At 39.5% G+C, this 13,205-nt stretch carries 9 protein-coding genes; 4 read left to right on the forward strand and 5 right to left on the reverse strand.

Annotation, left to right across the window (positions count from 1 at the left end; translation table 11 throughout):
* Window positions 1–185 precede the first annotated feature (185 nt).
* Window positions 186–1,814: a tetratricopeptide repeat protein gene (locus tag PQ460_RS22400; protein ID WP_274171233.1), complete on the forward strand. Its 1,629-nt coding sequence runs from the start codon at window positions 186–188 to the stop codon at window positions 1,812–1,814.
* A 183-nt stretch (window positions 1,815–1,997) separates the two neighbouring features.
* Here the strand turns inward: PQ460_RS22400 and PQ460_RS22405 are convergent, their stop codons facing one another.
* The 3 genes from PQ460_RS22405 to PQ460_RS22415 all read right to left on the reverse strand — a co-directional run bounded on the left by PQ460_RS22405 (window position 1,998) and on the right by PQ460_RS22415 (window position 7,136).
* Complete coding sequence (locus PQ460_RS22405) at window positions 1,998–4,403, reverse strand: arabinan endo-1,5-alpha-L-arabinosidase AbnB (RefSeq protein WP_274171234.1); 2,406 nt, start codon at window positions 4,401–4,403, stop codon at window positions 1,998–2,000.
* Window positions 4,404–4,691: 288 nt separating this feature from the next.
* Window positions 4,692–5,732, reverse strand: coding sequence for a C40 family peptidase (locus tag PQ460_RS22410; protein ID WP_274171235.1), 1,041 nt, complete (start codon window positions 5,730–5,732; stop codon window positions 4,692–4,694).
* 105 nt (window positions 5,733–5,837) lie between these two features.
* On the reverse strand, window positions 5,838–7,136 hold the full coding sequence (locus tag PQ460_RS22415; protein WP_274171236.1) for an alpha-glucosidase/alpha-galactosidase: 1,299 nt from the start codon (window positions 7,134–7,136) through the stop codon (window positions 5,838–5,840).
* Between the two features lie 176 nt (window positions 7,137–7,312).
* On the opposite strand from PQ460_RS22415, the gene PQ460_RS22420 reads away from it, so the two are divergent.
* A complete protein-coding gene (locus PQ460_RS22420; protein WP_274171237.1) occupies window positions 7,313–8,176 on the forward strand; it encodes an AraC family transcriptional regulator in 864 nt (287 codons plus the stop codon).
* Between the two features lie 15 nt (window positions 8,177–8,191).
* On the opposite strand, the gene PQ460_RS22425 is transcribed toward PQ460_RS22420, so the two are convergent.
* Complete coding sequence (locus tag PQ460_RS22425; RefSeq protein WP_274171238.1) at window positions 8,192–8,974, reverse strand: AraC family transcriptional regulator; 783 nt, start codon at window positions 8,972–8,974, stop codon at window positions 8,192–8,194.
* Window positions 8,975–9,267: 293 nt separating this feature from the next.
* Between PQ460_RS22425 and pyk the strand changes: the two genes are divergently transcribed.
* Window positions 9,268–10,683, forward strand: a complete 1,416-nt coding sequence (gene pyk / locus PQ460_RS22430) for a pyruvate kinase (protein WP_273614457.1) — start codon at window positions 9,268–9,270, stop codon at window positions 10,681–10,683.
* A gap of 218 nt (window positions 10,684–10,901) precedes the next feature.
* Window positions 10,902–11,387 (forward strand): hypothetical protein, encoded by a 486-nt coding sequence (locus tag PQ460_RS22435; RefSeq protein ID WP_274171239.1) that lies wholly within the window; start codon window positions 10,902–10,904, stop codon window positions 11,385–11,387.
* A gap of 100 nt (window positions 11,388–11,487) precedes the next feature.
* Here the strand turns inward: PQ460_RS22435 and PQ460_RS22440 are convergent, their stop codons facing one another.
* The gene (locus PQ460_RS22440; protein ID WP_443147225.1) at window positions 11,488–12,999 is read right to left on the reverse strand and encodes a methyl-accepting chemotaxis protein; all 1,512 of its coding nucleotides are present in this window, start codon (window positions 12,997–12,999) and stop codon (window positions 11,488–11,490) included.
* Window positions 13,000–13,205 lie beyond the last annotated feature (206 nt).

Consider the following 13,205-nt stretch of genomic DNA (forward strand, 5'->3'; position numbering starts at 1 on the left):
TGACCAAAAAACCAATTTAGTTTTCTGGTCAAATCATATTATGAATTGATAGCAATGTCAAATAGAAAGATCTGTTTTTTCGACAATTTTTGTTGTTCGAGATTCTTTTTTCGTATATGATATGGAAAACTTTATTATATAATTATTGTATTTCCTAAATTTGAAAATACTAAGGGATGTTGCAGATGAATCATAACCTTCTGGTCTGGAGTACACCTGATCTATGGAATCCGATATGGATCGTTATTGGGATAGGTATTGTTTTTGCGGTGATCACTCTTGTGATCTATGCTATGCGAGGGATACGGAAGCTTGTTCGTTTTGTACGAATACAATTGCAAGCGGTTCACAATCTTCATCTGTATCAGGATGTCGGGCAACAGTTAGATCGTATTCGTAAATTAGAGCATAGCGATGATAAGCTAGCACGTCTAAATACACTTATTGCTCAGACGACTGATCGTCATCTGCTGGCAAGAATACATATTGTACGTGCAGAAGTATATGAACAGATCCACCAGCCTGCAATGGCGATCAAAGATTATCAACAAGCGATTCGGAATCATCCTGAAAATGATATTGCTTATTTCGCACGTGCTTTACTGTATGAAAAAGATCAAAAATGGGATTTAGCTTTGCGTAGTTACCATCAGGCGATTGATCGTTATCCTGCACATATTGATGCGTATTACCATTGTTGTCAGATTTATTTTGTACAGAAAGATATCTATCGTTCACTGGAATATGCTAATACGATAGTGGAACTTCAGCCTGATGCACATGCTTATTACAATCGTGGTGTCGCTTATGCAAGAGTTGATGACTATACTCAAGCCGTTGCTGATTACGAGAAAACGATTGAACTGGATGCTAATTATGCTAATGCTTATGTGAATCTAGGCATTTATTATGGAAAAATAGACAATAAAGATCTAGCACTACAGTATTATCAATTAGCAGTGGAATGTGGCGATTATAATATTGATATGCATTACAACCGGGCACTCTTATATATCGATCTACAAGAATATGCGTTAGCGCTTGAAGATTTGAATATCTATATCGCTTTGGAGCAACATTATGGTGATGCGTATTATAATCGGGGTTGGATTTACAATGAAGTGTATGAACGTTCTGATCTAGCATTGGAAGATTATACACGCTCGATCGAATTACAACCGAACCAAGCACGAGCTTATAACAATAGAGGATTGATTTATCTGGGCCGACAACAATATGATCTGGCGATTCAAGATTACAATATAGCGATTTCGTTCTATCCTGATACATCCAAATACTATGTCAGTCGTGGATGGGCTTATCAATGCCAGCAAGAAGATGAACTTGCGCTACATGACTATGCCAGAGCATTAGAACTGGATGAACGCAATTCGCAAGCCTATATTAATCGGATTGCGCTGTACAAAGCCAAAGGGTATCGTTCATGGGTGATTCACGATTATCATCGCTTAATGGAAATAGAACCGGAAGCCGTCTGGATTTATTTTGACTGTAGTTGGTATTGCCTAGAAAACAATGATTATGAATTAACTATCCAGTATCTCGATCAAGCTGTTGCTATTGATCCTAACCATGCTTTATCGTACAACAATCGTGGGTATGCTTATCAACGGCTCAAAGATTATGATGCAGCTCTAGCTGATTACAGTAAAGCTATAGAATGTGATCCCGACACAAACGCATTATACTATCGCAATCGTAGTTATATTTACGATTTTCAAGGAGAAACAGACAAAGCCAAACAAGATTGGCATAAAGCTGATCAGATTGAACAACATCTACATCTTGTCTAATCATGTCATGGTTATACTCGATGATATTATTTTGTTATAGCATGTACTCAAATAAACAGCGCCGAGCCTACAAAGCACTCGACGCTGTTTATTGTGGAATAAAGATTGTATATCGATTTGACTTACAGCTGATTGTACTATGTCTCTTTGTATCCTTAGATGTTGCAAGAACAGTTGTACTTTTTATTTGGCTAATACTTGAATTTCTGCTTCGCTTAATGCTTTATTATAAACTCGCACTTCATCCATCATCCCTTTAAAGTACGCATCTGCTGCAAATCGGCTTTTGCCTAAATAAGCTTCGCGTGTCATCAAATCACTTGGATTAAATGTCATTTTGTCATTGGTCGCAGATAACTTTCCATTTACATATAACTTTCCTGTATTTCCTTCAATCGTAACAGCTACATGCACCCATTGATTGAGCCGAAGCGGTGTTGAAGTGATTAGATTCTGGTCGGTATTTTGCTGATGAATAGTGAACTGCATGCCTGTGCCTTGAGAAGGTGTCAAAAACATAAAGCTATTCATGCCATTACCAAAATCCAAAATACGTTGCCATGCAGCTCCACCTTGCCAGTTCACCCAACCTGCAAACGTAAAGTCTTGTCCATCCGTCACTGTACCCGGCAATTGTACATATCCGTCCGCTCCATTCAGTGCTACGGCTCCACCTTGTACACCTGCGGTGCTCCAACTGGCTCCATGATGAAGTGTTCCGTCATAATGATTATAAGTGTTGTCTTGTACAGTTGTACCTGATGTCTGGTTAAAATCATACTGACCTAACAAAGACCCACGCCCTTGTTCTAGCACAGTCACTTTAAAATTTTTGTTCTTTTTCGCATCGCCTTTGGTGATTGTTGCAATCATCGTCACTTTGGCATTGCCTTTGCTTGCTTCAGGACGTGTCACGACTCCTTTGTCTGAAATGATATCTGGCTTGGACGATTTCCATGTGATCTGCGTGTTATGCGTACCTTTATCAGGTAGATCAAGATTATAGAACACAGCGCTAATATCCCCGAGATCCAGATCTTTGTCCACAGCGGATACGAATTGCTTGTCTTTTCTGGGTGCCATCTGGCTACCCCACACACCTATACCACTTTCCGATAATGCTGTGAGTGTCAGCGTTGTATCACCTGATTGCGGGTTTGTCTCGTGGAGGAAGACACCATTATATTCCACACCATCTATATTGATTTGTACGTTATGATCATCTTGTAATGTCCATGTACCTTGTACTGCCCCTGTAATCTTACCGTTATCTTGTAACTCAACAGATACCGATGAATGTACATTGGCGCTGATTTCTTTATCCTGTGTAATCCATTGATATTCACCTGTAATATCGCTAGCTTTGACTGGTGAAGCAACATTTTGTTCGCCTGCATAACGGTAAGGAGCGACAACAGGCCACCCTTTATCATTCATAAACATCTCGTGCACACGCACTTCATGCTCTTCCCCACGATCTACAAATCGAGAATGGAAAATAAGAAAATACTTGCCTGTTTGCTCATCATAATAAGCGGAGTTATGCCCTGGAGAGACTGCATTAGCTCCAACACCTTGACCTGGATCACCAATTTCACGTTCAAACTGATAATTCCCCATAATCTTCACACCATAACGTGCTATCGAAGCATCGTCAAATACTGGCTTGGAAGGATCAGCTTGTACATTGGTCATATCATTCCCTTGCGCATCGTAAAAAGGGCCATCTGGATTGTGAGAACGAGCAATCCGCACATTGTAGCCCCCGAATGAATCCAGTCCGCCGAAAGATAAAAATAAATAGTAATAATCTGTCTCAGGGCTATACAGCATATACGGCCCTTCGATACGACTGTGATTGCCACCGATTAACTTTTTACCATATCCTTGATCTGGAAGTGGCTTACCGCTTACCGGATCTAATTGCAGAATAAAGATACCACCAGAGTATGAACCATAGACCATCCATAACTTGCCTTCTTTATCGAAAAAAGTATCGGGATCGACAGCATTCGGATCTTTAGTTGCATCATAGATCGTGCCGCCTGCTCCCGCTTCGCCCCACATCCCTGATTTGAGGAAAATACCTTGATCTTTGTAAGGGCCTTCGATATTATCCGAGACTGCTACACCGAGTGCAGAACGAGGAGAATCGCCTTTGCATGCGTTGTAATACATATAGAATTTACCGTCTGCTAACTGGATCACATCCGCAGCCCATAGCGTATCTGACTGCGCCCAATCAAACGTTTCTTTTAGTTCTTCTTTTACATTAGGAATCAACGGATTGCCGTTGGCTACACCGGAAGAAATCATTTGCCAGTTCATAAGATCACTAGACTTGGCAGATGCTAAATGGGAACCAAAAATATAAAATTCATCGCCCACACGAATCACAGACGGATCATGCACAGAAGCTTCCTGATACGTAGGCGCTGTTTGTTTATTTGCGCTGTCACTTGTTGTACGTACCGACTCAGATGCTGATAGATGACTACCATTATCACTTGCCCATGTCGGCCCTACAGGTAAAAGCAGTGCAGCAGTTAATGCCAGTAGACTTGTTTTGGTCCACATATTTTTTGTCATTACTTGATCTCCTTTGTATAAAAAGATGTTTGATAGTTAATATATTTGTTATCATTTCTGATGTGATCTACAATCATTTTTTGTATCTTTCCAATAATTAAAACGCTTACAAAGATAATATATAGTTTATTTTTGATTGTTTCAAGCTAAATATTTATTTATATGTAATTAATTAATATTTATATGAATTATATCATTTTATATTTTTATACTGATTGAAAACAAAAAAAACTCTATACCTCATACAAGGCATAGAGTTCTAACTAATCTTTTATTTGAAGCAATATGTTAATCAAGATATCTACGAGCACCTGCAAATTCTTTAGCATATGCACTGGTATGGATAGAAATGATTTCTACTGTTTTCCCTGCTTTGGGTGAGTGCATCATTTGTCCATTGCCGATATACATAGAGACATGATGAACACTGCCTTTACCATTATTTGTAGCGAAAAACATAAGGTCACCTGGTTGTAACTGGTTCCAGCTTACTGCTGTACCTTCTTTGATCTGTGCAGATGCATCACGCGGTAAAGCAATACCATAATAACCATATACTGTTGATGTAAATCCAGAGCAATCGAATCCATACGCAGATATGCCTGCCCACAGATAAGGCAATCCTAGAAATTGTTTGCCTGTCGCTACCAGATCAGCACCGGTAGGCTTCGGTATATCCTGTAATGAATCGTATACTACTACATCTGATTTTTTCATCCATGCTTTATTCTCATTAGGTGTCCAGACTTGAATCCAATTGCCAGCTTGCGCAATCACTGGAAAACGTGTGTTAAAGCTAACTTCTACACTTTTGGTAGTTTGATCTGCTTTGTAGACATAAGCTGTTTTTGCACTCACAATCGCTATCGGACATTTGCTGTAATCCATAGTACTTAATGTACTTACCTGTGCTTTAGGCAACCAGCCGGGATAGCCGTATTTGCTTTTCGGTGTAGATTGTCCGACTACAGCAACTTGCGCCCATTCGCCTTTCACTTGCAACATACGTACTTCTTGACCATATAAAGCTTGAGTTTCTGTTTTGCCTGTTAACCATCTGCGCTGCGTGACAGAAGACATTGCGGATGTCCACTTTTTCATATCGACCGGATTGGATAATGAAGGTGCGTCTATCGCACGCTCCAGACCTGGTTGTTTCCACAGCGTAGCTACAGAGACGTTAATATAATGTTTGCGGACTTTGGTAGTAGCCGAGCATAGGTCTGTAGATGATGTAGATGTTGCACTGGCTCCGTACACTGTCGGAATCAGACCTATATATAGTAGTAACACGCTGAGCAACGACAACGACCAAGATTTTTTACTCATCATTTGTAATATCTCCTGTGTTCTTAAAAGTGATGTTAGCATCCATCATACCATGCCTGTTCACACTAGGAGTACCACTTTACCTATATTTCTGTTTACCTTTTTTTAGCTATACTGAGGTAACCAATCTCCATGCGCTTCAATCAATTCATCACACAGCGCTACAATATCGTCTATCGACAACTCGGCAGATGTATGGGGATCAAGCATAGCTGCATGATAAATATGTTCCCTTTTGCCTGTAATCGCTGCTTCAATTGTCAACAACTGCGTGTTAATACTTGTACGATTCAGTGCAGCTAATTGTGGTGGAAGATGACCTGCGTACGTAGGCGTAACTCCTGAAGCATCCACCAGGCAAGGCACTTCAACACATGCTTCAGTCGGCAAATTCGGAATCAGACCGGTATTCATTACATTGGCTCCAATTTTATAAGGTGTATTGGTCTCGATCGCTTCTAAAATATAAGAAGCATATTCCAGACTACGTGTATGCTGAATATGTTCACTCGCAAATAGTTGTTCTTTCATATCATTCCACCCTTTGATCTGCTCTACACAACGGCGTGGATATTCATCTAAGGGAATATTGAACTTTTCGATCAGTTCAGGATATTGACGTTTGATAAAATACGGATGATATTCAGCATTGTGTTCAGAAGACTCGGTCACATAATACCCAAATCTCAACATCAACTCAAAACGCACCATATCATCATGTTTGGTTTTTTGCTTTTCAGCGGCAAGTCGTTTGATCTCAGGATACAGGTCTACTCCATCTCGCGTGACTTCTAACAGCCATGCCATATGATTAATACCTGCAATTTTCGCTTGAATACCTGTTTTATCTATACCCAGCGCATCAAATAAGTTCGGAATACATTGCTGTACACTATGGCATAATCCCACAGTCTGAATGCCCCCGTAAGTGTTCATCACATTTGTTAATACCGCCATTGGATTCGTATAATTCAAAAATAGAGCATCCGGACAAACTTCACGCATATCTTGTGCAAATTCAAGCATCACCGGAATGGTACGCAGATTACGGAAAATCCCTCCAATACCTAATGTATCTGCTATCGTTTGGCGCAAACCGTACTTTGTAGGGATGTCAAAATCCGTTATTGTACATGGATCGTATCCACCCACTTGAATCGCATTAATCACATATTTTGCTCCACGTAATGCTTCTTTGCGATCGGTATACGTTACTATATTACATGTACTTCCTACTGTGTTTTTGATACTGGTTAATAGATTTTCGGACTCTTGTAGTCGGTTCACATCAATATCGTATAAAGCCAGTTCGAATCCTTGTAGTGCAGGTGTAAGCATTACATCACCTAATACGTTTTTGACAAATACTGTACTTCCTGCACCGATAAACGTAATTTTAGACATCGTTATAACTCCTCCATAGGTATCCCTTATTAGACTGCTTTGATACAGTTAACTATAGAGGTAAGCGCTTTATAAAAACATAGAGTAAACGATCATAAACATGGCATAATCCCATTTTATATTTGTATCTCTAAAAGATGTATGTACGATATACTAATGATATATAGATAGAGATTGTGTTGTGGAAAGGAATCGATATTATGTTGCTTCACCATTTACCGTATACGCATTACACGCATTCCGTATCTTATCCGCCGATGGATTTGAATTTATTATTTTTCGGAACAGAACAATGTACAGCAAGCCATGCGTGGGGGCCAGGAGTTAGAGATTCATATATTCTTCATTATATTCATAGCGGATCAGGTATTTTGCGTATTCAGGACAAAGAATATTCTCTTACAGCAGGACAGGGATTTTTGATTTTTCCCGATACTATTATGAATTATGAAGCCGATGCTGATGATCCGTGGGTCTATACGTGGATAGGATTCAAAGGAATCAACGCCAAATCATTAATGCAGCGTGCACATCTTACACTCGATCATCCTGTATATGATAGTCAGGGTAGAGCATGGTTCCAGCATTTCTATGATCAACTGTTAGCGGCTTACAATGAACCAGGCGAAGATGTCTATGCGCAAGGTATGTTGTATCAGTTAATCTATGAATTGATCGCTTGTGCTCCAGTATCGACTACCCCTATACGGGTCACGCCTTCGAGAGAACGTTATCTGCAACAAGCGATCGAATATATCGAAAACAGTTATAGTCAAAAGATCAGTGTACTGGATATCGCTGCGGCTGTCGGTCTTGATCGTACGTATTTATCAGGGCTGTTCAAAGCAGAACTTGGCGTATCTCTGCAACAATTCATGATCGAATATCGTATGAAACGAGCGTTAGAATTACTTCATCATAGTCAGTTATCGATCAGCGATATTTCTCGTTCGGTCGGGTATACCGATCCTTTTCTTTTTTCTAAAATGTTCAAAAAAGTGATCGGTCAATCGCCCAAGCAGACTCGTGAACGATTGTAGTTGATCGTATTTGATTTACAAGATCGGTGGGCGATCATGCATCAATTCAGAAGGAACAGTACCCATCATCCGCTTGAATACACGATAAAAGTACGACAGATCACGATAACCCAAAAATTCTGCAATTTCAGCAATCGTTAATTGAGATTCGGTTAGCATATATACAGCACGCTTCATCCGCTGATGATGTACATAGTCACTGATCGTCTGGTTGGTGACACTTTTGAACAGATTAGCGGCATAATTCGGCGTTCGCTCAATCACTTCGCCTAATTGTTCTTTGGTAATCCGGTGGTTATAATTACGTTGAATATAATGCTTCATCATATCGACCAATTGATGCTTATCGCCACTGATTAGCTTTTGATCATATTCCCGGCTAATCTCAATTAACAACTGCATTAACAACGTTTCAGTCATCAACTCATAATATGGAGTATGTTCTGTCCATTGCGAAATAATCATTTTCAACTTCTCATGAATGAGATCATAACAGCCCAGTTTGAGCCTTAATGGCTCGGGCTGACGCAAAATCGATAAATCCAGATCCGGTTGCTCTACTCGAAAATAAATCACTAATTTGGTATGCATCATCGTTGGAATACTTTTGCCATAATAAGCAAGATGAGCTGGAATCAGTAGCATTTCGCCTTTTTCCATAATCTGCTTCTGCTCATTCACCCAATATACACATTTGCCATAAGTCACCAGACTGAGACAATAGATCTGTCCGGCTAAATGATCTTTTTCGTACCAATTCACTGTGTGATGCTCCTGTACATCAACAATCTTTAACATTTCTGACTTTCCTCCTTTGTTGCACGTCTGCTCCGCTCATATGACTATTTCCGACATCCTTTTTTATACTTTTAGTGTACTATAGTCTAATCATTGTACTATAGTTCATAGAATACTGTGTGTATTACAGTTACAATAATTTATGAAAAGTGTTTTTTCGCATATAGAAATACGCCAATATGCATTATGATTTTCGTACAGTTAAGTATATTAATCGCAATCGTTAATCTATTTTATTGTGCGAAAATCATTCCAATGTAAACTAAATAAAATCGCTTCTAGGAGGATAACCAATGCTTAGAACTAAAATTATCTGTACGATGGGACCTGCTTGTGATTCTGTAGAAATGTTAAAAGAAATGATCAAAGCGGGCATGACAGTAGCTCGTCTAAATATGGCTCATGGTGAGTTAGAAGATCATGTGATGCGTATCCAGAATGTACGTCAAGCTGCGGCTGAATTAAATACATTTGTACCGATTATGATGGATATCAAAGGACCTGAAGTCCGTATTGGTAAATTAAGAGAAGCTTCCTGTGAATTACGTGCAGGCGGACAATTAATTTTAACCACAGAAGAAATTCTAGGCGATGCTGAACGTATCGGCGTAAACTATGCTGAATTAAATGAAGTCGTTAAAGCAGGCGACCGCATTCTGATCGACGATGGTCTGGTAGACCTGAATGTACGTGAAATCAGAGGCAACGATATCTTCTGCGATATTATTAGCGGTGGTACACTCAAACCTCGTAAAGGTGTAAACTTACCAGGGATTCACACGACTTTGCCAGGAGTAACAGAACGCGATGTTATGCATATCCATTTCGGATTAGAACAAAAAATCGAAATGATCGCTGCTTCTTTCGTTCGTAAAGGCGACGATATTCGCGAAATTCGTGGCATTCTAGCTGAAAACAATGCAGAACATGTACAAATCTATTCTAAAATCGAAAACCAAGAAGGTATGACTAACTTGAACGATATTATCGTCGCTTCTGACGGTATTATGGTTGCTCGTGGCGATCTTGGGGTAGAAGTTCCGATTCAAGACGTACCGATGATGCAAAAAGAAATGATCGATAAATGTAACCTTGCAGGTAAACCTGTTATCGTTGCTACACATATGCTTGAATCCATGCAAGTGAATCCTCGTCCAACTCGTTCAGAAGTAAGTGACGTAGCGAATGCGGTATTGCAAGGCGCAGACGTAGTGATGTTGTCTGGTGAATCCGCAGCAGGTAAATATCCTGTACAATCCGTTCAAACGATGGCGGCTGTTGCACAACGTGCTGAGACGATGATCGATTACTACGAGCAATTTTCTAAAAAAAGAGCAGAACACTCTACCAATATTACAGAAGTAATCAGCCAAAGTGCTGTAAGTGCTTCGCTTGAACTAGCGGCTAAAGCGATCATTATCTCGACCGAGAGTGGATTTACCGCTCGTATGATCTCCAAATACCGCCCACAAGCGCCGATCTTTGCAGTCACTCAACATGAATCAGTGATGGCGAAAGTATGTCTATTGTCCGGTGTTATCCCGGTTAAAGGCGATGCAGTAAGCACAACTGATGAAATGTTCGAATCGGCTACACGTAATGCCATCAACACAGGCTATATCAATAAAGGCGATGTTATCGTATTGTCTGCTGGCGTACCAATTGGACAATCGGGTAATACGAACTTGCTGAAAGTTCAACAAGTGTAATTTAATCGTTAACATGATTTGAATGAATAGCAAAAAGACCTGTATCCCGATACTTTATGAAAAGTGGGCGGTGTACAGGTCTTTTTTTGTTTGAGCATCTATAAGTTTGAGTCATAATATAAATAATTAGATGAAGTGTGTACTTTTTCAGATGAAATTCGTCTATATCTATTAGAAAGGATGTGTTGATTATACATAAAATGAAATGTATGCTCGCTATGTTAACTTTTACTGTTAGTTTGCTATCTGCTTGTGGAAACGAAACATTCGTATCACAACCGTCTTCAATGCCAAAAGCGACCAGTGAAACTGCACCAGCTACTTCTGATAATAGTCATGAGGCAACAAAGCAGTCAAAAGCATCAAGTAGCGATGAAATTAATTGGGATAAAGTGAACGATCCACTAATAGATGATCCAATGAGCAACAAGCTAAAAAAAGCAATTGATGCCATTGTATCTAAAGATATAGAACAATTTCATCAATCTATAGATACAGGTATGGGTACCGCTCATGACTATCTGCTCGACAATACAATGACATTCACACATATTGATACGGCATTGAAAGAAGGAAAACGTGTCCTTGTCGCTGTACACGGTCAACTAACCGTTGCAGGAGATACAGCAGAAAAAGAAGCAGTATATACATTTTATTTTGAAAAAGATCCACAAGATCAATGGAAGATTGTTATGATCGACTAATATAAGCATATATAGAAATAAAAAAAGAGCACTCTTATTGAGGCTCTTTTTCGTAGTTCATTTTATATATAGACTGTATTCCAAAACTTTGAGTCTACTATTAAATTTGTTTCGCAAAATCAACAAGCGACTCTGCCATATGATTAATCTCGTCCATCGAAGCATTCACCTGTTGTGTTAATGCTGCTTGGGTCTGGGTCATCGTTGTCATATTGCCGATATGCTCTAGAATCTGTTCGATTAGCTCTTTCATATCGCTTAGACTGGTTTCGATATTCTCCGTTGCAGAAGCACTGTTTACAGCTAACTTACGGACTTCATCGGCAACTACTGCAAATCCCATACCCAATTCGCCTGCGCGTGCGGCTTCGATTGCTGCATTCAATCCTAGTAGATTCGTTTGGTTAGCAATTTCACGAATAAAGGTAGAAATGTTTTTGGTTTCATCTGCACTGTTTTTCGCTTCATTCGCCGCTTCTGTTGATTTCTCTTGAGCCGAAGCGACTTCTTGTGCTTGTTCAGATACCGATGCCATAGCGGTTGTCATTTCACTGATCGACTGAGACAATTGTTGCATACGGCTATTCATGCCTTCTACAACAACATCTTTATTTTTCTCAAATGTAATATCACGAATCGTTCCAGCTACACGTACCGGTAATCCTTTGCTATCTCGAACTGTAGCTCCACCTGCATGATACCAGCGGTATTCTCCATTTTTCAATTGTAGACGGTAATCGATAGCGAACGGAGTCTGTCCGGTATGATCGTTCAAGTGAGCAGCAAAAGCATTCAACGAATATTCTTTATCTTCTGGATGTAGACGATCGCTCCAACTGCTTAATACGTTAGGGAAGTCTTTCTCATCTTGGAAGCCCAGTGTTGAACGAAATTGTGGTGACCACCAGAACTCATTATTAGGGTTAACCGGATCGCCTGCAATGACTTCCATATCCCATGGTGCTTCGATCAATGCTTTGTTGATCAGATCATAACGCGTAACAAGTGCTTGCAACTCTTGCTCTTTTAACTTTTTGTCATGAATATCAAATAGTGCTCCGGCTACACGTAAAGGCACACCTTGACGATCACGAATCGTTGTACCTGTAGCTTTGAACCAACGATATTGTCCATTTTTTAATTTGAGGCGATATTCGATATCATAAGGAGTACGACCGGAGTGATCTAGTAAATGCGTGGCAAAAGCATCTAATACAAATTCTTGCTCATCGGGATGAAGTAGAGAAGCCCAGCTATCTAACACATTCGGAAAATCACTTTCGTCACGATAACCGATCATATGACGGAACTCATCAGTCCATGTAAATTTATTATTCGGATTCACCGGATCACCAGCAACTACATTCATATCCCATAATCCAACTTGAATCGCTTCAGTGACTAGATCCAAACGTAGTGAAATATCTTGCTTTTGATCGTACAATAATGCAAAAGCATTATTCATATGTTTAACTAATTCTTGTACTTCTGGGGAAGCATCTTTAACATTTAATTGAGGTAACTCTTTTTGTTGTTGAATTTGGGTGATAACGTTTTGACTGGCTTCAATAACTGATTGTAACGAAAGACTTGCTTTTCTAGGGGAAAATATAGACATTTTGTTGTCTCCTTCAATAATGCAAATTGTGTATTCAAAAATAACGTCCGTGATAAACGATGTTCTCTCATATGCTGTTACCTTTATTTCGTACATTTGACCTTCTTTTTGTATAAGACTTTATACCCAATATATCTTAAAATCAATCTTTTTATTATAAAAAAAGCTTATTTATTACATTTTTCGACATTAAATTAATA

Source organism: Paenibacillus sp. KACC 21273 (assembly GCF_028736095.1).
Classification (GTDB): Bacteria; Bacillota; Bacilli; order Paenibacillales; family Paenibacillaceae; genus Saccharibacillus; species Saccharibacillus kyungheensis.